14 protein-coding genes and 4 pseudogenes are annotated in these 23,325 nt (G+C 36.8%); 13 read left to right on the top strand and 5 right to left on the bottom strand.

Annotated features, from left to right (window positions below; genetic code table 11):
* Nucleotides 1–56 precede the first annotated feature (56 nt).
* The 7 genes and pseudogenes from FP432_RS06330 to FP432_RS06300 all read left to right on the top strand — a co-directional run bounded on the left by FP432_RS06330 (nt 57) and on the right by FP432_RS06300 (nt 5,426).
* Nucleotides 57–1,364, top strand: coding sequence for an NCS2 family permease (locus tag FP432_RS06330; protein ID WP_265488477.1), 1,308 nt, complete (start codon nt 57–59; stop codon nt 1,362–1,364).
* Between the two features lie 2 nt (nt 1,365–1,366).
* Nucleotides 1,367–1,780 (top strand): peptide deformylase, encoded by a 414-nt coding sequence (locus FP432_RS06325; protein WP_265488476.1) that lies wholly within the window; start codon nt 1,367–1,369, stop codon nt 1,778–1,780.
* A gap of 104 nt (nt 1,781–1,884) precedes the next feature.
* Complete coding sequence (locus tag FP432_RS06320) at nt 1,885–2,322, top strand: CopY/TcrY family copper transport repressor (RefSeq protein WP_265488475.1); 438 nt, start codon at nt 1,885–1,887, stop codon at nt 2,320–2,322.
* Nucleotides 2,323–2,332: 10 nt separating this feature from the next.
* A complete protein-coding gene (locus FP432_RS06315) occupies nt 2,333–2,710 on the top strand; it encodes a cupredoxin domain-containing protein (protein ID WP_265488474.1) in 378 nt (125 codons plus the stop codon).
* Between the two features lie 16 nt (nt 2,711–2,726).
* Nucleotides 2,727–3,014, top strand: a complete 288-nt coding sequence (locus FP432_RS06310; protein WP_265488473.1) for a cupredoxin domain-containing protein — start codon at nt 2,727–2,729, stop codon at nt 3,012–3,014.
* Nucleotides 3,014–4,935 (top strand): annotated as a pseudogene (locus FP432_RS06305) (copper-translocating P-type ATPase). The gene FP432_RS06310 and the pseudogene FP432_RS06305 overlap by 1 nt, the downstream one beginning before the upstream one ends.
* A gap of 26 nt (nt 4,936–4,961) precedes the next feature.
* Nucleotides 4,962–5,426, top strand: a complete 465-nt coding sequence (locus FP432_RS06300) for a hypothetical protein (RefSeq protein WP_265488472.1) — start codon at nt 4,962–4,964, stop codon at nt 5,424–5,426.
* 16 nt (nt 5,427–5,442) lie between these two features.
* On the opposite strand, the gene FP432_RS06295 is transcribed toward FP432_RS06300, so the two are convergent.
* Nucleotides 5,443–6,096 (bottom strand): Crp/Fnr family transcriptional regulator, encoded by a 654-nt coding sequence (locus tag FP432_RS06295; protein WP_265488471.1) that lies wholly within the window; start codon nt 6,094–6,096, stop codon nt 5,443–5,445.
* Nucleotides 6,097–6,186: 90 nt separating this feature from the next.
* On the opposite strand from FP432_RS06295, the gene FP432_RS06290 reads away from it, so the two are divergent.
* Nucleotides 6,187–6,747: a hypothetical protein gene (locus FP432_RS06290; RefSeq protein ID WP_265488470.1), complete on the top strand. Its 561-nt coding sequence runs from the start codon at nt 6,187–6,189 to the stop codon at nt 6,745–6,747.
* A 538-nt stretch (nt 6,748–7,285) separates the two neighbouring features.
* A pseudogene (locus FP432_RS08030) lies at nt 7,286–7,517 on the top strand (MFS transporter); the annotation flags it as partial.
* A gap of 114 nt (nt 7,518–7,631) precedes the next feature.
* Here FP432_RS08030 and FP432_RS06285 read toward each other — a convergent pair.
* The 3 genes from FP432_RS06285 to FP432_RS06275 form a co-directional block, all read right to left on the bottom strand.
* Nucleotides 7,632–15,974 (bottom strand): Rib/alpha-like domain-containing protein, encoded by an 8,343-nt coding sequence (locus tag FP432_RS06285; RefSeq protein WP_265488469.1) that lies wholly within the window; start codon nt 15,972–15,974, stop codon nt 7,632–7,634.
* A gap of 266 nt (nt 15,975–16,240) precedes the next feature.
* A complete protein-coding gene (locus FP432_RS06280; RefSeq protein ID WP_265488468.1) occupies nt 16,241–16,411 on the bottom strand; it encodes a hypothetical protein in 171 nt (56 codons plus the stop codon).
* Between the two features lie 116 nt (nt 16,412–16,527).
* Complete coding sequence (locus tag FP432_RS06275) at nt 16,528–18,165, bottom strand: malolactic enzyme (protein ID WP_265488467.1); 1,638 nt, start codon at nt 18,163–18,165, stop codon at nt 16,528–16,530.
* Nucleotides 18,166–18,293: 128 nt separating this feature from the next.
* On the opposite strand from FP432_RS06275, the gene FP432_RS06270 reads away from it, so the two are divergent.
* The 4 genes and pseudogenes from FP432_RS06270 to FP432_RS06250 all read left to right on the top strand — a co-directional run bounded on the left by FP432_RS06270 (nt 18,294) and on the right by FP432_RS06250 (nt 22,024).
* Nucleotides 18,294–19,172 (top strand): LysR family transcriptional regulator, encoded by an 879-nt coding sequence (locus FP432_RS06270; RefSeq protein WP_265488466.1) that lies wholly within the window; start codon nt 18,294–18,296, stop codon nt 19,170–19,172.
* 348 nt (nt 19,173–19,520) lie between these two features.
* A pseudogene (locus FP432_RS06265) lies at nt 19,521–19,859 on the top strand (helix-turn-helix domain-containing protein); the annotation flags it as partial.
* Nucleotides 19,860–20,121: 262 nt separating this feature from the next.
* A pseudogene (locus FP432_RS06255) lies at nt 20,122–21,329 on the top strand (IS110 family transposase).
* Between the two features lie 191 nt (nt 21,330–21,520).
* The gene (locus FP432_RS06250; RefSeq protein WP_416202891.1) at nt 21,521–22,024 is read left to right on the top strand and encodes an Rgg/GadR/MutR family transcriptional regulator; all 504 of its coding nucleotides are present in this window, start codon (nt 21,521–21,523) and stop codon (nt 22,022–22,024) included.
* Between the two features lie 226 nt (nt 22,025–22,250).
* Here the strand turns inward: FP432_RS06250 and FP432_RS06245 are convergent, their stop codons facing one another.
* Nucleotides 22,251–23,219 carry an AEC family transporter gene (locus FP432_RS06245; protein WP_265488460.1) on the bottom strand — a complete coding sequence of 323 codons (969 nt, stop codon included), beginning with the start codon at nt 23,217–23,219 and terminating at the stop codon, nt 22,251–22,253.
* Nucleotides 23,220–23,325 lie beyond the last annotated feature (106 nt).

The following is a 23,325-nucleotide window of genomic DNA, read 5'->3' as shown; positions in this document are numbered from 1 at the left end:
GCTACACTTTAGAACAAAGTTCTTTATAAATTTTAATAATTCGGAGGAAATTGAAAATGTTAGAAAAATTCTTTCATTTATCGGATGCTCATACCACTGTTAAACGTGAGTTAATTGCTGCTTTAACTACGTTTGTCAGTCTCTCCTACATCCTATTTGTTAACCCAAATATCTTACATGCAGCTGGTATTAACAAAGGCGCAGCCTTTACCGTAACTGCAATTGCTACTGCAATTGGTTGTCTATTGATGGGACTAATTGCTAACTATCCCATTGCCCTTGCACCTACTTTAGGCAGTGCTGCCTTTTTTGCTTACAACGTCTGTGTAGGGATGGGTATTTCCTGGGAAACTGCCCTTGCTTCTGTACTAGTTGCTTCAATTTTATTTATTTTAATTACTGTGCTTAAATTGCGTGAAAAAGTCGTCGATGCAATTCCACAAGATTTAAAATATGCTATTTCTGCCGGAATCGGTCTATTTATTGCCTTTATTGGTCTTCAGAACGGAAAAATTATTGTTGATAATAAGTCTTCTTTAGTAGGGCTAGGTAGTTTTAACAATCCTGAAATTTGGATTACCTTGTTTGGTCTTATTTTAACTGTCATTTTAATGGCAGCTAAGGTTCCTGGTTCTATTTTTATTGGGATGATTGTTACTGCTGGTTTTGGCATTGCCATTAATCAAATTCCAATGCCTAAAGGAATTATCTCTGCTCCCCCATCTATCAAGCCTACTTTTGGTCAAGCTGTTTTCCACCTTCAAGACATTAATACAGCCCAATTATGGATGGTAGTGGTTACTTTCCTATTAGTAACTTTCTTTGATACTGCTGGTACCTTAATTGGAATGACTCAGCAAGCTGGTATGGTAGATAAAAACGGAAAAATCCCTCACATTGGAAAAGCTTTTCTTTCAGACTCACTTGCTATGGTTGAAGGTTCAGTTTTAGGAACTGCTCCTCTTGGTACTTCAGTAGAATCTAGTGCTGGAATTGCCATGGGTGGTAGAACTGGTTTAACAGCTATTTTCGTTGGGATCTTTTTCTTGATTGCCATGATTTTTAGTCCTTTACTTGCTGTTATTCCAACAACAGTTACTGCTCCTGCTTTAATTATTGTTGGAGTTTTAATGGCTGGAAATTTGAAATATATTAATTGGGATAAATTTGAAATTGCTTTTCCATCATTCTTAGTAGTAGTTGGTATGCCACTAACTTACTCTATTTCTGACGGTCTAGCTTTAGGAATGATTGCCTATCCTATTACTATGATTGCTTCTAAGCGCTATAAAGAAGTTTCACCAATGATGTACTTTTTATTTGTTCTCTTTATCATCTTTTTCTTAATCACAAATATGGGGTAAAAATGACTCAACAAAACATTATTCATAATCAATTAACCTTAAGTATAAAATCGACTCCTGCTAAACAAGCAGATTTAACAATTGCTCAAGATTTAAAAGATACTTTACTAGCTAACAAAAATAAGGCTGCTGGCCTAGCAGCTAATATGATTGGCCAACACAAACGGATTATTGCCCTCTTTATTGGCCCTTTACCCATAGTTATGCTTAATCCTACAATTATTGCGGCTTCAGACGAATATCTTACCCAAGAAGGTTGTCTTTCTCTTAGTGGACAAAGAGCTACCAAACGCTTTAAGAATATTACCGTAAAATACCAAAACGAAAATTTTGAAACTCATGAGCAACAATTCTCTGATTTTACTGCTGAAGTAATTCAACATGAAATTGATCACTGTAATGGTATTTTGATTTAGTTTTTAACCATCTAGTAAGTTCTAGATGGTTTTTTTAAAGTTTTATCGTTGACAAATGTAAACTTATTAATTATGATTACAATTGTAAACGAAAGGAGCAAGTCATGGAAAAAGAGAAATTATCAAGTACAGATATTTCTGATGCTGAATGGGAAATTATGCGTATTATCTGGACTTTAAAGCAAGCCCACACCAAAGAGATCATCGACCAAATTCAAGCTAAAAAAACTTGGTCTGATTCTTCAATAAAAACTTTAATTCGTAGATTAACTAAAAAAGGTCTCCTCGAAGCCAAACAAGATGGTAGAGGTTTTCTTTATCTCCCTACTGTTACTCAAACAGATATGATGTTTGATGCCACCAAAGAGCTTTTAAATCGAATCTGCAATATGAATAAGGGAGATGTCATTTTTAACTTAGTTAAAGACTCTCCTATTTCAAAAGCAGATCTAGAAAAAATTAAGTCAGAAATTGATAAGAAAATGCCGACTGCCCCTGAAGTAGTAGCATGCAATTGTTTAAAAGAAAATGTTAATTGTTAGGAGGTAAATTATGGGAATCGGACAAATTATTTCAATAATCGTTGGTGTTATTCTTATTGCCTTTATTCTTTGGTGGTTTTTTGGTCCACACAAAGAAAATGCCCAAGATTCAGTCATCGTCAACGACGAACAAACAGCTACGATCATTGTTAATGGTGGGTACTCTCCTTCTACAGTCGTCTTAAAAAAGGGTGTTCCTGCGCAGGTAAACTTTGATTTAAAAGATTCTACTGCTTGCTTATCACACGTTGTTTTTGAGCAATTAGGAGTCAATGAGGATTTAACTAAACAACCTGTCACAAGTGTGAATATTCCCACAGATAAAGTCGGTACTTACAACTTTGCTTGTGGTATGGATATGTTCCATGGAAAAGTTATTGTGAAATAAGAAAGGACCTAGTCAAATGAGCATTTTTTCTAAAAATCAAGTAAAAAAAGTAATTGTTTCAGCAGAAAACCATGGTTATAAGCCTGATACGATTGAATTTAAAGAGGGTAAACCTGCCCAAATTAAATTTATTCCCAAAGGAAATCTAGGTTGTTTAGATCAATTAAATTTCAAGGATTTAGATATTCATGATGATCTTAATGGTAAAAAAGAAGTTACCGTTAATATTCCCACCGATAAGCCTGGAACTTATGACTTTGCTTGTGGGATGGATATGTTTCATGGAAAGGTAATTGTAAAATAATGAAGCTTTCAAATATTAAACGTTTTTGGATATCATTTATTCTTTCAATTCCCATGTTAGTCCAAATGTTTGCGATGCCATTTCACTGGATAATGCCATACTATAATTGGATTGCCTTAATTACAACTACAATCATCATGGCTATCTCTGCTCTCCCGTACTGGAAAAGTGCCTGGGCTGCTTTTAAAAAGCATAGTGCTAATATGAACACTTTGGTTGCTACTGGTACTGCTGTTGCTTATTTCTATAGTATCTTTGCAATGTTCACCGATCGTCCAGTTTACTTTGAAAGTGCCGCCTTTGTTACCGTCTTTGTCTTACTAGGCGACGCAATGGAAGAAAAAATGCACGACAATGCATCCGATGCTTTAGGCAAATTAATGGGACTACAAGCAAAATACGCAGAAGTTTTAAAAGATGGCAAGTTTGTTAAAACTCCTCTTGATCAAGTTCAAGTCGGGGACTTGATTAGAGTGAAGCCAGGTGAAAAAGTACCCGTCGATGGAGTTATTACCCAGGGAATATCTCATTTAGATGAATCAATGGTAACTGGTGAAAGTATGCCAGTAGAAAAACAAGTTGGTGATACTGTGGTTGGCTCTACGATTAATACCAATAGTGTAATTACTTTTAAAGCCACCAAAGTTGGTTCCGATACCATGTTGGCCCAGATTGTTGATTTAGTTAAAAAAGCACAAACTAGCCATGCTCCAATTCAAAACCTAACCGATAAAATTTCTAACATCTTTGTGCCCACTGTTATGATCATTGCTATCTTAACCTTCATTATTTGGTTTAGCTTCTTAGGTGCTACTGCAGTCGAAGCAATGCTATTTGCTGTAGCTGTTGTGGTGATTGCCTGTCCTTGTGCCCTCGGACTTGCTACTCCAACTGCTTTAATGGTTGGTACTGCTCGTAGCGCTAAAATGGGTGTTTTAATCAAGAATGGTGAAGTATTACAAGAAGTTAGCAAGTTAGATACTGTTGTTTTTGATAAAACTGGTACTATCACTGTTGGTAAACCCCAAGTCACTGATATTGTTGGTGATGAAGCCCTAGTGCTTAAAATTGCAGCTAGCCTAGAAGAATCTTCTGAACACCCTCTTGCTAGTGCAATTTTAAAAAAAGCTAAGGCAAATAATATCACTCTGCAAGCAGTAGAGGAGTTTGCCACTCTAGAAGGTAAAGGCGTTAAAGCCAGCTTTGAAGGGAAAAATGCCTTCGTTGGAAGTTCACGACTTCTAGCTAATATCCCTATCTCTAAAGATCTTTCTCAAAAGTCTGCTCAGCTCCAAAACGAAGCTAAGACAGTAGTTTATGTTGGCTTAAATAATGAAATTATTGGTCTGATCGCAATTCAAGATATTCCAAAAGAAAGTGCTAAAAAAGCAATCACCGAATTAAAGGCTCGTGGTTTGCGTACTATCATGTTAACTGGTGATAATGAGATAGTAGCTCATGCAATTGCTGAAGAAGTAGGTATTGATCAGGTTATTGCTGGCGTAATGCCAAACGAAAAAGCTACTCATATTCAAGAATTGCAAAAAAATGGTGCTACAGTTGCTTTTGTCGGAGATGGGATAAATGATGCCCCTGCTCTTTCAACAGCTGATGTAGGGATTGCTATGGGGTCAGGAACAGATATTGCGATCGATGCCGGTGGTATCGTTCTAGTTCAAAATGATCTTTGGGTGTTGTCCGTGCCTTAGATCTTTCTAAAAAAACCTTTAATCGAATTAAATTGAACTTATTCTGGGCTTTAATCTATAATACTATTGGTATTCCAATTGCAGCGGGAATCTTTGTTGGCATTGGTTTCACCTTAAGTCCCGAATTTGCAGCACTCGCAATGGCCTTTTCTTCAGTTTCAGTAGTAACAAGCTCACTTTTACTTAACAAGACTAAAATTGCTGGTGCCTAGTTTTAATAGTTATTAAGGAGTCAATTATGGTAGTTAGTATTTTGAACGATAACACCACTAATCAAGAGTTTTTAGATTTTATTGTTGATGAAATCCATAATGCGGTTGTTTCCAGCGTAAATTCTATTGGAAATCCTACTGCTCAAGTATGTGATATGTTAATGGTCAAAGATATGAAGTTGTATATGACTACTTCAGTTAAGAATCCTCTCTTTAAGTGCTTAATAAATAATCCTAATATTGAAGTAAATGGCTATAAAGGTAATGGTACAATGGATTCGTGTGGTTTTTCATTAACTGCTACTATCAAAAATATTGATCATCAATATTTAGATGAAGTCTTTGAAAAAAATCCCTATCTTAATGAAATCTATAAAGATAATTTAGAACAGGCTAAGCAAGAACTAAGAATTCTAGAAATCACGCCTCAAAAAGGTGCTTATCTTGATCATCGAATAGACCCAATTTATCACCGAACTTTTAAATTTTAATCTCAAAAAAGAGCGTTTAATTAAACGCTCTTTTTTTTAGCTCAATTTTTCTACCTTTAACTCTTAATCTACCTTCCTTTTCTAACACCTTTAATTGCCGAGAAAAAGTTTCTGCTGAAATACCTAAATAAGCAGCCAAATCCTTTTTCTTTAAAGTTAGGATTATTTCCTTTTGCCCTCGTGCAATACTTTGATCTTTTAAATATTCCCAAATTCTTTCTTTAGCACTAAAAGCAGATTTTAAGACTTCGTGTCGCTGAATTTGCACTATTTTTTCACCAAAATTATTTAATAATTTTATGGCTACTCCAGGATTATCCTGTAAAAAATTCTGAAATTTATTTCGATCAATACTGCACACAGCTGTCTCTTCTAGTGCTTCAATCCAAGTATTAGTTTTATTTTCACCAAATAGTTCTCCTTCGCCTTCAATTTCTCCCATTTTTAAAATATTTAATACTACTTCATTGCCATCTTCATCTAAACTGAAAACTTTTGCCTTTCCCTGATCTATTACAATCAAGCCACTATCTTCATCGGCTCTTTTAATTAGACTTCCAGCATGATAATGTTGCTGATGCTTAGATGTTGATACTAATTTTTCTTTAATTTCATGAGGTAAAGTTTTAAAAATTTCCACTTTACTTAAACATTTTTCCGGATCATGCATATTTTTCTCTTTTCTTGACTTAGATCAATTTTATTTCCATCAAATTAATTATACTAAAACCATAAGTTAAAGATAAACGGAGGAATGACAATGGCTAAATATATTGCTGAAATTAAACCCTTAAACGAAGAAAAAATTGGCTGTGTTCCACATGGAACGGCTGAATTTATTGAAAATGGTGATAATTTACATATCCATGTTGAAATGTTTGATACACCTAAAAACATTGAACATTGGGAACATTTTCATGGCTTTCCTGATGGTAAAGATGCTAAAGTTCCTACAGTGGCAGCAGACACCAATCACGATGGCTACATCGATTTACCAGAGACTGAACCTTTTTCTGGCACCACAATGGTTCCATTAGATAATGCTCCTCATAAAATGAATATTCCTCATGATGGTTATCCCGTTGCCGATGGTTCTGGTCATTATGAATATGAAATTGATGTACCCCTCAAAGAATTGCAAGCTTCCTTTAAAAAGGCCTTTAATACACCAGATCTTCAATTAGATAAGCGTGTAGTTTATGTTCATGGTATTCCTGAATCAATGAAACTTCCAGCAAGTGTTCAAGGTACTGTAATGTCTTATGATCCACATACTACTTTACCAATTGCTGCCGGAAAAATTAGAAAGGTTGAAGATTAGTGCTTAAAAATATATTCTTTGTTCTATTATATGCAATAACTGCTTTTTTAACTTTTAGTAATAAAATGATGCCGGCAATGTATTTAATGGCAGCCGGGATGTTTCTAGAAGCTTCCTTTTCCTTATTCAATCATATCCTAAAAACTATTAAGCATTAATCGAACAGTCTGGTAATTACCAGACTGTTTTTTGTATCCTATCCTTTTTTTGTTAAGGTAGTTATATTAGCTTTTTTTAAATTTAGGAGGGATTATTACATAAATAAGAAAAATTTCTTATTTATTTTTATGGGTGATTCAACAATTCAAGACCAATCGATCGGACGCCGACGCATGTTAATGATTAATATGTATGTATTACCACTATTTTCTGCTCTAAGTCTTTTTACCAGTAACTTATTTTTAACCTTTTTACTAAGAGTAGGTACAGGTTTAATGCTTGCCGTTGATTATACAGTAGAGAATGCCTTCTTCAAGGAGAAGATAGTAAAAAACAAACTCAACTTTTAATCTATTGGACACTTGGCTTTATTGCATCATATCCAACTGAACTATTTGATATCAAAGTACGTGATAAAGGTGTGGGGACTTGTATTACTACTAGTTGTATTGGTGCAGCTGTCAGAACATTTTTATTACCAATTTTAACTAATATTGGTAGCAGTAGTTTAACAATGTGAGTTTGTGTAATTGTCCTCTTCATGAGTTTTGTTGTTTGTTTAATTTGGGTACCCTAAACTTCACCCCAAATTTTTGAATAAAAATAATTAATAAATAAAGATTAAGTAATTATATGTAAAAAAAGCCTCGAAATTCGTATTGAATTTCGAGGCTTTTTATTATGGTTGCAAAGCTATAAAACTAATTGTCAGTTTATTTTATCTATTAGTCATTCTTTTTACGCTTCTTACCTGCTGCTAATCCGAAGAATCCAGCAATTGAAGCTAAAGCTAAACCAAAGATTCCAGCTTTATTATCCTTTGCACCAGTTTGTGGTAATTTACCAGATCTAGCTACTTTGACCTTACCGATTACATTACCATTTGCATCTACATAGATAATCATACCTTGACCATCTGCAGCTGGGTAAGAATCAATAATTTGTCCGTGAGGTCCTACAGTAACTACGTAACCTTCTTCAGCCAATGCTTCTGCTTCTTGGCTTAATGGACGTACAGTGTCTAATAGGGAATCGCCTGCGTTGTTACCAGCAAAGTTTGTAGGATTATTGGTAATTACAGGAGCTGATTGGTTTGCACCAGTACCCTTGTTATTATCTCCCTTACCTGTGTGGTTCTCAGCGTTAGTGCCTTTATTAGTATCTTTGTTACCTTGGTTGCTCTTACCGTTATCCTTCTTATTACCATTATCCTTGGTGTCTTTACCAGAGTTATTGTTATCTGACTTACCATTATTGTTATCAGTAGGTTGTTGAGGATTATTATTAGTGTTATCACCGGTATTTTGGTCGTCTTGGTGTTGATCAGCTTGAGCAGTCTTTTCAGCGTCATCGGCAGCTTTCTTAGCTACTTCTGCTGCGGAACTTGCTACTGAAGCAGCACTTGAAGCTACTGATTCATCGCTCTTAGCATCACTTGCATAGCTTTGAGCTTTAGCATGAGCTGAAGTTGCGGCACTTGAATTACCTTCTTTTGCGTAACTGTCAGCTTCTTGTTGAGCCTTATTAGCTTCTGAAGCAGCTGATGAAGCGGCACTAGCTGCATTTGAAGCAGTTGAAGCTGCGGATGATGCTACACTTGAAGCTGATGATGCTACTACAGCATCACTTGCAACTTGTGAGTTAGTTGGATCAGTTGCGGCTGCAGATGATGCTACTGATGCAGCACTGCTTGCTACACTTGCTGAGCTTGAAGCTTCAGAAGCATATTTACCAGCATTAGTTGCAGCTGAACTTGCAGCACTTGATGGGTTTAAGTCATCATTTACGGCGCTTGAAGCTTCACTAGCAGTTGAAGCTGCAGAACTTGCTTCGCTAGCTGCTGAGCTTGCTACTGAATCATCCTTCTTAGCTTGACTTGCTGCGCTTGATGCTACTGATTCTGCTGAACTTGCGGCACTTGAGGCATCACTGGCTGCGGATGAAGCTGTTGATGCTGCGGAACTGGCCTTTGAGGCTGCTGAGCTTGCTTTATCTGCATCACTCTTAGCTGCTGAATCAGTAGGATTCTTATCTGCGTTACTCTTAGCTTGACTTGCAGCACTTGAGGCTGTTGAAGCTGAGCTTGAGGCATCACTTGCGTGACTCTTAGCATCGCTAGCTGCTGAGCTTGCTTGACTTGCGTAATCACTTGAAGCTGAGCTTGAACCTGGAGTTGCTGATGATGAAGCTGAACTTGCGGCACTTGAGGCTTCGCTGGCTGCTGATGAGGCAGTTGAGGCTGCGGAGCTGGCCTTTGAGGCAGCACTTGATGCTACTGAATCATCGCTCTTAGCTTGACTTGCAGCACTTGATGCTACTGATTCTGCTGAACTTGCGGCACTTGAGTTACCTTCACTTGCGTAACTTGAGGCAGCACTTTGTGCACTTGAGGCTTTTGATGCTGCGCTTGAGGCATCACTAGCAGCACTTGAGGCAGTTGAGGCTGCGGATGATGCTTCGCTTGCTGCGCTTGAGGCGGTTGAAGCTGCGGAACTTGCTTTAGAATTGTTTGGATCCTTGTCTGCATTACTCTTGGCTTCGCTAGCTGCGCTTGATGCGTTGCTTGATGAACTTGAAGCATCACTGGCATGGCTACCTGCTTCGCTTGCTGCGGAACTTGCGGCACTTGAGTAATCACTTGAAGCTGAGCTTGAACCTGGAGTTGCTGATGATGAAGCTGAACTTGCGGCACTTGAAGCTTCGCTTGCGGCTGATGAAGCAGTTGAAGCAGCTGAGCTGGCCTTTGAAGCTGCTGAGCTTGCTACTGAATCATCCTTCTTAGCTTGACTTGCGGCACTCTTAGCTTCTGATTCTGCTGAACTTGCGGCACTTGAGTTGCCTTCACTTGCGTAACTTGAGGCAGCACTTTGTGCACTTGAGGCTTTTGATGCTGCGCTTGATGCATCACTTGCGGCACTTGAAGCTTCGCTTGCGGCTGATGATGCTGTTGAAGCAGCTGAGCTGGCCTTTGAGGCTGCTGAGCTTGCTTTAGAATTGTTTGGATCCTTATCTGCATTGCTCTTGGCTTCGCTAGCTGCGCTTGATGCGTTGCTTGATGAGCTTGAAGCATCACTTGCGTGGCTACCTGCTTCACTAGCTGCAGAACTTGCTTGACTTGCGTAGTCACTTGAAGCTGAGCTATTAGCGATTGAAGTTGCTTCACTGGCTGCTGATGATGCTGTTGATGAAGCTGAACTTGCTGTTGAGGCTGCACTTGATGATTCACTTGCGGCACTCTTAGCAATATCGGCATCTTCACTTGCCTTCTTAGCTGCTTCTGATGCCTTTGATTGTGCTTCGCTGGCTGCGGAGCTGTTGCCTGCTGAGGCTGCGGAACTTGCAATTGAATCTTGTTCACTTGCAATACTCTTTTGGTCCTTAGCATCACTCGCTGCTGATGAAGCAGTTGAAGCGGCACTTGAAGCTTTTTGAGCTGCGGATGAAGCTACACTTGCTGCTGAGCTGGCCTTGTCGGCATCACTCTTAGCTGCTGAGTTCTTTTCTGCAGCTGATGATGCGGCTGATGCTGCACTTGAGGCGTTTGAGGCATTTGATGCTGCGGAACTTGCGTTGCTCTTTGCAACATCTGCAGCACTTGAAGCTACTGAGGCTGAGCTTGATGCTTTAGGTTCATATGGTGTTACATCAATTACACCTGCTTCACTTTCTGCAGCACTTGCTGCTGATGAAGCAGTTGAAGCGGCACTTGAGGCTGCTGATTGTGCATCTGATGCGGTTGAAGCAGCACTCTTAGCAATATCGGCATCTTCACTTGCCTTCTTAGCTGCTTCTGATGCCTTTGATTGTGCTTCGCTGGCTGCGGAGCTGTTGCCTGCTGAGGCTGCGGAACTTGCAATTGAATCTTGTTCACTTGCAATACTCTTTTGGTCCTTAGCATCACTCGCTGCTGATGAAGCAGTTGAAGCGGCACTTGAAGCTTTAGCTGCTGCTGAAGATGCTACTGATGCGGCTGAACTTGCCTTATCTGCATCACTCTTAGCTGCTGAGTTCTTTTCTGCAGCACTTGAAGCCTTAGCTGCGTTGCTTTGTGCATCACTATTTGCTGAACTTGCTTTATCTGCGTTGCTCTTTGCTTGACTTGCAGCACTTGAAGCTTCGGATGCTGAGCTTGATGCTGATGGTTCATATGGTGTTACAGGAATTATGCCTGCTTCACTTTCTGCAGCACTTGCTGCTGATGAAGCAGTTGAAGCGGCACTTGAAGCAGTTGATTGTGCTGATGAAGCTTCACTAGCTGCGCTCTTAGCAATATCGGCATCTTCACTTGCCTTCTTAGCTGCTTCTGATGCCTTTGATTGTGCTTCGCTGGCTGCGGAGCTGTTGCCTGCTGAGGCTGCGGAACTTGCAATTGAATCTTGTTCACTTGCAATGCTCTTTTGATCTTGTGCATCACTTGCGGCAGTTGATGCTACTGAAGCGGCACTTGATGCTTTATCTGCTGCGGAACTTGCAACACTTGCTGCGGAACTTGCCTTGTCGGCATCACTCTTAGCTGCTGGATTCTTGTCTGCAGCTGATGAAGCTACTGATGCAGCACTAGCTGCGCTTGAAGCATTTGATGCTGCGGAGCTTGCATTACTCTTAGCTACATCTGCGGCACTTGATGCTTCTGAAGCTGAACTTGAGGCTGCTGGTTCATATGGAGTTACATTGATCTTGCCATCTAAGCCCTTCTTAGCATCTTCGATTGCCTTAGTAGCTTTATCTACTTGATCTTGAGTAGCTGCTGGATCATCTAAAACTTTTTGACCTGCATCTACTGCATCATCATATGCCTTTTTAGCTTCTGGAGTACCATTTTCGTAAGCTGGAGTCTTTTCAACAGTTGGAGCTTCATCGACAGCCTTTTGTAATGCGGTCTTATCTACTTTTTCTCCAGTTACTGTTACAGGTACTGTTACTGTATCAGTTGTTCCATCTGGATAAGTTACGGTTACTTCACCAGTAGTATCACCAACCTTACTTACATCTGGTTCTTTAGTCCAAGTGTAAGTTGTACCTTCTGGCATTTGATCTGCATTAGCAATTGCTTTAGCTGCTTCTGGAACTTTACCAACTTCAGTAGTTAAGTCAGCTGCTGGTTCTGGAGTATATTGATCTGCATCAGTAAGTCCAGTAGTAGTAAGAGTAGTTGAAACTTTATCAGTTGAGCCATCTGGGTAAGTTACAACAATAGTACCAGGAATAGTTTGACCTGCAGTAACTGGAACTTGTTGGCCATCTTGCCATGCTGCAGTAGTACCTTCTGGTAACTTGTCCATGTTCATAATTTGAGCTGCTGCATCAGGTAATGATTCTGGAGTAGCTTGAACAGGGTTCTTAACTTGTGGAGTGTAAATAGCATTGTCATCGTAATGAGCAGTACCAGTCACTTCGATTGGTTCAGCACCTGGAACAGTAACGATAACCTTAGCTGGTACATTGTCACCTGCTGCAGGAGTATTATCATCTGCCCAAGTTACCTTAGTACCTGCTGGTAAGTTAGCTGGATCCTTGATCATGTCATATGGAGAAGTTGGGTTCTTGACATCATCATTAGTTGCAACAGATACACTCTTAACAGTAGTTTGAGTAGTTGAACCATCTGGGTAAGTTACAGTTACAGGAACGGTAGTTACACCAGTAGTGTTAGTTGCTGGAATAGTAACAACACCAGTTGCTGGATCAATAGTTGCACCTGCTGGAGCATTACCATCGATTGCAAACTTAGTACCTTCTGGTACATCAACTGTCTTACCATCATTATCAGTAATTACTGGAGCAATAGTTGCTGGCTTGTTAGCTTCAACTGCAGTAGTTGGGTAAGTTACATCAACATCGTCAGCAGTTTGAACTGGATCGTTTACTTTGTATTGAACTGGAATATCTAAGTAAGCTGGAGTACTACCATCAGCTTGCATTACAGATGGGTAAGTTACACGAACAACACCAGTGTTTTGAGCTTTAGTAGTTGGAGTTTGTGCCCAACTTAAAGTGTAATCAATACCTGCGTTGTCTAAAGCAGTAGTATCAACTAAACGCTTGAATTGAGTTTGAGTTAAACCGTTATCAATGCTCTTCTTTGAGAAGCCAAGGTTAGTATCCTTAGCAGTAGCACCAGTTAAGTCTAAGTTTAAGTCAACGGTTTGAGTACCACCCTTAACGTAACCATTCTTAACAACAGTTGAATCAGGTGCAAAGCTAATAGATACAGGAGCAGTAACAGTAGTCTTGTCACTTGGAGTATCTACTACAGTAGTTGGAGCCTTAGCCCATGAAACTTTACCGTAGCTAGTAATATCAACTGGAGTAACTTCAGGGTTATCCTTAGTTGGAACAGCGTAGTAAGTTAACTTGTAGTTATCAGCAATGTTTTCTACTTGTGCTGATTTATCAGTAGTTTCTGGTAAGTTACCTGCAGCATATTGAATTGCAACAGCACCAGTAGTGTTACCATTATCATCCTTTTGCCATACAGGAGTAGTATCGTTACCTAAAACATAAACTGGAGCAATAACTTGGTCAATTGAATCATCCTTGTAAGTTACAGTTACAGGAATGTTTACAACAGTACCAACTTGGCCTTCGTTAGCAGCAAAAGTAATCTTACCAGTTGCAAAGTCAATAGATGCACCTTGAGGAACTGCTACATTACCAGTTTGTGCCCAACCTAATTGGTATGGGTGACCAGTTGCAGTGTTATCAAGTAAATCAGGATTTGGATTTGCTGGAGTAAGAGTTCCATCTTCACCTACTTGGTAGAAGGTTGGTGAATCAATGTTAATAGTTTCGCCAACTTTAGCAGTTGAATCCTTGTAACGAGCATCGTAGTTGTAAGCTTCAAGATCCATTGAAGTCATTACTAAACGTTGTTGCGTACCCTTAACAAAGTTAACACTTGAAAGGAAATCGTTTAACTTGTTGTTATCAACTGGTGCCATACCAGCGGCATTAATCTTACCGCTAGATTCTTCACTAAAGTTTTGTACTTGCCAAGTCTTGTTTGGCTCAGTATTGTTATTGCCTTTATCCCATTGCTTGATGTCAACGCCACCAAACTTACCAGCGTCCATATGAAGACCTGATTCAGCAGCAATTAAATTACCAACTGAGTAACCATTAGGGTTGGTTCTTTGAAGGTTTAAGTATTTAACTTGACCAATAGTTCCAACCTTTGAGGTCTTCATAATATTAATTAATGGACTATAAGCCTCTTTCTTACCAGTAGCAATACCAATATTACCTACACCAAGAGTCATACCTTCATTGTCAGAAGCATCTTGAATATCAATGGTTGAGCCATCTGCAAACTCTAAGTCGTAAGCTTGACCACCAAATACGGTACTTCCTCCAAGTTGAATCATAGCAGTAGAAGTTTTTACATTTCCACGCTTCATCTTCAAAGTGGCACCATCAGCAACAGTTAAACGTGCATTACCAGTTTGTGAGAAACTAATCGCACCTAAAGCAATTGGAGCATAAATCCAACCATCTGATCCCATGTTACCAGACATTCTTTGAGAGAAACCACCGTTGTCTTGCATGGTATCAATATTAAGAGTTGAACCTTTCTTTAAGTCTAAGTTAGACAAAAGCACGGCAGACGAGTGACCTTTACCTAAGGTCATGTTAACAGTAGCACCTTCATTTAAAGTTAACGTACCATTAGTATTACGTGAAACAATACCACGTAAACTTGTAGTACTTCCCTTACCATCAATACCATTAGTATTAATAGTTAACTTAGCATTCTTACCAACAGCCATGTTACCAGCTGGGTCGTTCTTATCACTGGTATCAGGACTAAGCTTAATGATGTTGTGTTCTTCATCTTGAACACCAGCAGTAGCACCACCGATACCGAATGAGCCAGTCATTGATGCAGTAATACTTACATCGGCATTATCATCAATTAATACATTTCTAGCATAAATAATGTTTCTATCAGCACCTTGTTCAATTGAACCAGAAAAATTATTTGCTAAAGGAGAAACATTGATTACATCTTTACCTTTGAAGATAACATCTACACCATCTTCATCGTTAGTTAATGGTGTGTTTAAATCAGCAGTAAAGTTGTTGAATGTAAGACTAACTTTCTTCTTATTAGCATCATTCATGTTACCAAAGTAAATTGGAGTGTAACGAGTACTGGTTGCGTTATTCTTAACTGTCATATCGTTGAAAGTTAAGTGCCAACCATCGTTACCATCTTGGTTTTGATTCCATAATGAAATAAACCACTTACCAGTGTTAATAGTGTGGTCGTTACCATTAACAGTTAAATCACGAGCAATTCCAGTATATGGACTGTTTGAATTCTTGTTTGCGGCTAATTCATAAGGTTGTAACCAGTTATCACCAGTTAAACCAGTACCACCAGATACTAAACCACCATCAACTTGACTTTGTTCTTCAGTCATGTTGGTTAAGTCGATATCCTTAGTAAGGTTAATAGTATTGATATCTTTGTTTGCAATAGCTCTTGAAAGATCAGCAAAGTTATCTACATCAGCAGTATGTTCATCAGTAGCTACAGATTTAACAGCAGCCTTGCTTGCATTTAAAGCATTCTTATCAGCTAAAGCATTTAATGAACCATTAGCATTTGCTAAATCCTTAGTATTTACTGTAAGTGTATTTGCATTCTTCTTATCAGTAGCTTTGGCTTCTGAAGCTGGTGCAGGAGATTTAACCTCTTTAGCTGCGTCTGATTTAGCAGCATCAGAGTTAACTGCTTCAGTAACAGCTTTAGTAGGTGCAACTGAAGCTGGACTGGCTTCTTGTTTTTGTGCTACTTGATTACCTGTAGTTTGTGCAGGTGTTTCAGTCTTAGGTTGAGTTACTTCATTTTTAGCTGAAGCATTTCCTGTATCGCTTTTAACAGTAACATTGTGACCAGGTACTTCAGAAGCGTGAACTACGTGATTAGTTGGTCCTTCATTCATAAAGAACAATACTCCGATAAGAACAGAAGCAGCACCTACGCTAAACTTTCTGATTGAGAAACGTTCTTGTTTACGTTCCATCTTACGAAGACGTTCTTGATAATTATTTTTTGATAACATCTAATAAACTCCCCCTGATGTTTAATAAATAATATTTTTTCTTATAAATCTATTAGATTTATAACAACAGTATTATCTTAATACTAAAAAATAAAATGTCTAGTGTTATTTAAAATGACTCTTAACCCTCCCAGTGCTTACGGGGTTCTTGATTTTTAATGTTGTTGTTTTATATTTTTTATTTATTAAACAACAACCCTAAGTAATTAAAAATAACTATTTAATTCCAACAAAAAAACTGCTACTTTTTTAAGTAGCAGTTTTCTTTACCGATAAAAATCTCCATCTTCTAAGCGAGAAGCTTGATCTTTTTTGATCGTATCTATTAATTCATCATTTGCTTTATCATCTTCAGTTGTTTCGAGAAATTCTTCTGTTTTTTCTAGTAAACTCTTTCTCTTTTTTTCATGTTTTGGTTTATATCCCATTTGAATCATCCCTTTTCACTCCTATTTTATCCTCTTTAACAAAAAAGCTCCAAGAATAAATCTTGGAACTTTTCTACTATATTATAGTTAATTTTTCATTAGTCTTCATTATAGTTAATTTTTCATTAGTCTTCGTTAGTATATTCTGCAGTCCATTGCATTTCTTCAGTAACCTTGGCAGGATCAGTAACACCTTCACCGGCTAAACCTTGGTCAATGGCAGATTGAACAACTGCACGAGCTTCAGTCTTAGTAAATGATTGAAGCATTGAGATTGGTGGCAATACTGCTGCACCTGGCTTAGAAGTATCAACGATACCACCAAGTGAGTGAGCTGCAGCTGATAAAATTTCATCGTTAACAAGTCTGGTCTTACTTGCCAATACACCTAAACCTAAACCTGGGTAAATCAAAGCATTGTTAGCTTGACCAATGTGGTAAGTTACACCGTTGTATTCTACTGGAGCTGATGGGATACCAGTAGCAACTAAAGCACGTCCTTCAGTCCATTTAATAATGTCTTCTGGATGAGCTTCGATTAACTTAGTTGGGTTAGAAATTGGGAAGATAATTGGACGTTCAGTACCAGCTGCCATTGCCTTAACAACACCTTCAGTAAAGGCACCTGGGTTAGTAGAAGTACCAATCATAACGCTAGGATGAACCGCTTTAACTACTGCTTCCAAGTTAGTTAATTCATCAGCATTAGCAAATTCACTTCTCTTACGTACAAATGGTTTTTGTTCTGGAGTTAAGCCTGGAGTATCTTCGAATAAAAGACCTTGCTTATCTACTAAGTAGAAGTGCTTCTTGGCTTCATCTTCACTTAAACCTTCCATACGCATTTCACGGTACATCATGTTGGCAATACCCATACCAGCAGTACCAGCACCATAAGTTAAGAATACTTGATCAGTGAATTTTTGCTTAGAAATATTTAAGGCACCAAGTACACCAGCTAAACATACAATACCAGTACCTTGTACATCATCGTTAAAGACAGGAATCTTGTCTTGGTATTGCTTTAAAATCTTAGTGGCATTATCACGACCAAAGTCTTCAAAGTGTAAGTAAACATCTGGGAATACTTCACGTGCAGCTGCAACAAATGAATCTACGAAGTGGTAGTACTTGTCACCGTAAACACGTTTCTTTCTCAAACCTAAGTATAATGGATCGTTTAATAAAGTTTCGTTGTTAGTACCAACATCTAAAGAAACTGGTAATACTTCGCTAGGATCAATTCCAGCTGCAGCAGTATAAACCATTAATTTACCAATGGCAATGTTTACACCATTAGTGCCCCAGTCACCAATACCTAAAATACCTTCTGCATCAGTTGCAACAATTAATTTAACGTTACGTCCAGCAGCTGCATTCTTCAAGCTTTCCTTAATATCAGCTTCATCATCAATTGATAAGAAGGCTGCTTCTTGAGGTCTTTGGAAAATTTCGCTGTATTTTTCAATTGCAGGTGCAATAATTGGATCGTAAATAATTGGCATTAATTCTTCAATGTGGTGTTGCATCACATAGTAGAACAAAGTACGATTAGTATCAAAAACTTCCATCAAGTATTGACGTTGTTGCAAGCCTTCAGGACGATTCTTGTATTCGTCATAGACACGCTTAGCTTGTTGTTCAATAGTTTCAACTTCAACTGGTAAAGTACCAACTAAACCAAGTTTCTTTCTTTCTTCATTAGTAAAGGCAGTCCCTTTATTTTTAAAAGGATTGTTTAAAATTGACCATGCATTACTCATTATATTGCCTCCCTAGCCTTGGTAATTCTAACTTTTTTCTTGTATCATAACCTAGTATAGACTGGTTAAAAATTTATAGTCAAAGAATAGGCTATCCTAAACTTTTGTTTATATGAGGAGGCTGGATTATGAATATTCAAGATCTCAAATATTTTCATGCTTTAATAAATCTAAAGAGCTATACCAAAACCGCAGAACAGTTTAATGTGAGTCAACCAACTATCACAGCCGCCATCAAACGTTTAGAGAAAAAATTCGGTGGCCAATTCATTATCCGTGATCAATCACATAAAAGTATCATTATCACTAGTCTCGGCCGTCAATTCGATGAACATGCTCAAGCTATTTTGAATGAAGTTTCAATTGCGGAAGCTGAGGTTAAGGCTCAACCTAACCCTGATATTTTATTTGGACTACCACCAATTATTGGTCGTAACTACTTACCTACTATCGCACCTACGCTTTTTTCAAAAGGAATTTTACCTCGTTTAAATGTAGTAGAACGTGGTTCTAATGATTTACGTAAAATGCTAATTGAAGGTGAAATTAATCTTACCTTACTTGGTCTTGCCTCTTTAGATATTGAACCAATTATTAAAGTTCATGTAATCGACCGCTATCCAATAGAAGTAATTGTTTCAAAAAATCATCCCTTTGCTCAAAAAAAAGGAATCTATTTCAAAGAATTATCTCAAGAAAACTTCATTGGCATGACTCAAGACTACATCCATACTCAAGCTTTAGAAAAGCTGGCACATCAAAATCATATTACACTTAATACCATTTATCGTAGTCCTGATGTTGCGGTAATTAAGTCATTAGTTGCGCAAAATTTGGGTGTTTCTTATGTAACTACTCTTTCTATTCATGACAATGATAATGTAGTTTCTATCCCACTTTTAGATAAGGATCAACCAGAATTTCTTTTCGCAGCTGCAACAAGAAAAAATCATCTTCTTACTGCAAAAGAAGAAGTATTATGGAACATTTTAACGCAAAAAAAATAAGGCTTCGTTTGAAGTCTTATTTTTATTCTTTCCTTAGATATTTTTAGCAAAAAAGACGGGCATCTGACCGTCCCTGCAAGACCTTGCCCGTCCTAAGAACCACCAAAGGACACTATGCACGCCTTATATTATCTTGTTTTTACTACTCGTACGTGAAATTCTGCACGAGAGCTTAATAAGCTTTTACGTAAATAGGGAAATTTTAACTTCTTACTTTTGTATGTTAATAATTATGTTTTTAAAATGCATTAATTTTCTTTATTTTCCTTTTAAACTTATCTAACGATATTAGTTTTATAATATAATTAATGAAAAAGTCGTATTTAAATTTATATGGAGCATACAATTATGACAATCGGAGAGTTACTTAAGGAATACAGAATTGCACAAGCGAAGAAACAAAAAGAATTTACTAACAAAGGCACAATTATAAGTCAATCTTATTACTCTAAAGTAGAAAAGAATGCTCATAGAATTACGGCTGATAGTTTAATTGATCTTCTTCATTACAATAACATTCCTTTATGGGAATTCTTTAGTCGATTAAATCAAAATGATGAAATTAAGCATCAAGAAATTCAAGATTTTAATAATACACTAATTGAAGCTTATTATGAAAATAATAAACAGAAAGTAATAAGATTACGGCCACTAGTAAAAGAAAGTAATCTTTCTGAAAAAGACAAAACATTCTAAGCTAAATAGTGAATTAGTTATCCGACGGGATAATTAATTCACTATTTTTTATTCTCTTGTAGAATTTAAGTAGTAGTAAAACGATATGTCAAAGCCTTTTTAGACACTTGATGTCGTAGACAAAACTGGCAGTTTTACTTAGGCTATCAATAATCTCTTCGAAGAATGTGGACACGTTGATGTCGAGTTTAGAAAATTAGATCTGATTTCTTAAGTAAATACGTTTTACTACTTAAGCTTAGGGGGTTATATAATGCAAATTACTTTTGGAATTGATGTAAGTAAGTCTACTTCTACTATTTGTGAGCTAATTGGTGAAAGTAAAAATGAATTTACCATTACTAACGACCGTCCTGGTTTTATTAAATTACTGCACGAATTAGCTGCTTTTACTAAACAGCCAGAGAAGCTACTGGTGTTTATTCACGCAGACTACAAGCTTTTCTAGAAGATTACGGTTATGAATATGTTGTGCTTAATCCTCTTAAAGCAAAAAAAGAAATGGATTTGGGACTACGTCATAATAAGACTGATAAAACTGATGCTTATCATTTAGCCTTAATTCAAAGACTTTATCATCATCCAGTTAGTCAAAATCAGTCTCAGTCTTATAAGCAACTCAATGCTTTGAGTCGTTTCTATGACCAGCTAACAGATGATTTAGTCACAGCTAAAAATAGACTTCACCAGGCTTTACAATCAACTTTTCCCGAAATTGAAAATCTATTTTCTACTGCTAAAGGTAATAATTACTGGCAAATAGTTGCTCATTACCCTCATTGCGATTTAGTAAGACAAGAGAACAAAAATCAAATTATTAATTGGCTAATGAATTTAAAAGGTATTGCATTTAAACATGCTCAAAAAACTGCTGATAAACTTATTGAATTAGCTTATCAAGCTTATCCAGTTGTCTCCGAGACTAGTATAGAAGTTCAACAAGTACAATATTATACCCAAAGACTACTTAATCTAAGTAAGCAAAGAGAACAATTAATTACAAGAATGGTTAAACTCGCTAAGACTTTACCTAATCATGATTTAGAAAATCTAGAAAGTATTCCAGGTTTTGCCCAAACTACTGCAGTTAGAGTTTTAGCAGAATTGGGAGATGTACGCAGATTTAGCAATCCCAATAAAATTAATGCTTTTATTGGCATAGATCCAGGTAGATATCAGTCAGGTGAAATGGATTCTAATTTAAGTATTACTAAGCATGGTAATGCAATAGCACGTAAATTGCTTTATCGTGCTATTGGTCAAATTGATAATGCGGCTAAGACTAATCCGTGTCACATAGCAGATTATTATGAAAGCAAAAAGCTATCTTCTCAAACCAAAGGGTTTAAAAAGATAGCTATTGCTTCAATACATAAACTAATCAGAACAATTTATGCCCTGATTATTAATGATCAACTATATGATTACAACGTAGCCACACATAACCAAAAAAGACTTTAGTCGTAATTAATTGATCAACTACATTATAACGCTAAGCCCAAAAATCAGATATAAACTTGGGCTTATTTATCGTGCTTAATTCCAAAAATATATCGACATTAATAGCTACTTAAACTAAAATTCAAGCTAAAAACATAGTCAAACATCGTATTGTGCTTGACTTTACGTAGAAAAAAGAGGAACTATTACTTATTGATGCTTGGCTAGAAATAATGAAAGAGACAACTGAAAAACCTGACAAACAGCTTAGAGATAAAGTTAAAGAAAAAATTTTTAGCATTCCCAACTTTAACGAAAACAAGGTAGCTCTATTTTGTAATTTTATGCCTTTTTATGACTTAGAAAGTAACAAGATAATTGCTAAAAAAATTATTAATCAATATATATTAAGTAATAATATTAAAATGCAGATTGCTTTATCCGCTATCATTGTAAATGTTTTAGCCGTTTCACTTGATGAAAATAATGAAAAAGACGTTAATTACTTTATTACTAATGCTAAAAAGATAAAAATACGACCTGAATTAGTTTTCTACAAATTAGCATTATCATTTTTTGAAAATATGATAAATTACAGAACAACAAAAAATACTAAATTTTTTAATAAAAGTAAAGAGGTAGTAAATATATTAATAAGTATTGATATGTCACAATATGGAGCGACTTTACAGCGTCTTCTACTTAAATATAAATAAATTAAAATAGTCATATTTGAAACTTAAATTCAAATATGACTATTTTAATTTTCTTAATCATTTACTAATATACTTAATTCCAATAAATATTTATTTAATTGGAGGAAAAACTTATGAACACAGGTACTCTTACTATCCTTATTTAAACTTATACTATAAAAGAAACACTATGGAACATTTTAACGTAAAAAATAAGGCTTCATTTGAAGCCTTATTTTTTAGTTGATTAACCAATGATAAACATTAAAACTGGTACTACGATGATAAAGAGCAAAGTACTCAAAACAACAACGTTAGTTGCGTAGTCAACATCACCATGTGCTTCACCAGCCAAGATTGGAAGAACAGCAAGCGCTGGAGTAGCAGATTGAACAATAAATGTCTTACCCATTAGGCTTGCAATATCTAAGTGAAGTACTGAAGGTCCAAACCACTTAACCAATAAAATCATTACTACTGGAGCTAAAATAAAACGTCCAAGTAAAGCAAAGATTGTATCTTTATCAAAGTGGATACTCTTAAGACCTGCATTAGCTAACACAATACCAATATAGATTAATGATAATGGAGTAACTAAGCTACCAACGTAGTTAAAGGTATCACCAAGGAATTTAGGTAATTGAATTCCAGTTAATAACCAAATAACAGCTACGAAGAAACCAACCAAAGGCATTGGTAAAATCTTTCTCCAATTAATCTTGTTATGTTGCTTTTCAGCCTTAACTAAAGTTGGATCATCATTCTTAATCAAGAACACACCAAATGCCCAAGTAGAAACGGTATTAATGATGTAGTAGATTAAGAAGTATGAAGTTGCAGCACTACCAAAAAGTGCCAAGTTCAAAGGCATCCCAATAAAGATTGTGTTGGCGTTGGCAATGGTGTTGATAAATACCCCTCGACGACCAACCTTAACCTTAAGAACCTTAACTAAAATAAAGGCTACAATGTAGGAAATAACTACCCCAATAAATGGTAAAAGTAAGCCTGCAAATAAGTTAAATAACTTACCTCTAGTTAAGTTATTTTGAACAGACATAAAAATGGAAGCAGGCAAGGCAATTTGAGTAATTAACTTAGAAACATTGCCACCAAATGAATCTGCGAGCCATCTTTGTTTTCTAAGAATGTATCCTAGAAGCATAATCAAAACGATAACGACTACACTTTGGATAGATGATAGAAATGCTTGCATCTAATCCCCTCTCATATAAATAAAATTTTATTAGTGTAATGAAATGCCTATATGTGCATTTCCCGGACGAATTATTTATAACACTTTTTAAAAATTTTTAAAGACT

This window comes from Lactobacillus sp. PV034 (genome assembly GCF_014522305.1).
Lineage (GTDB): Bacteria > Bacillota > Bacilli > Lactobacillales > Lactobacillaceae > Lactobacillus.
The sequence above is the reverse complement of the archived record's forward strand: the minus strand, read 5'-3'. Positions and strand labels throughout refer to the sequence as shown.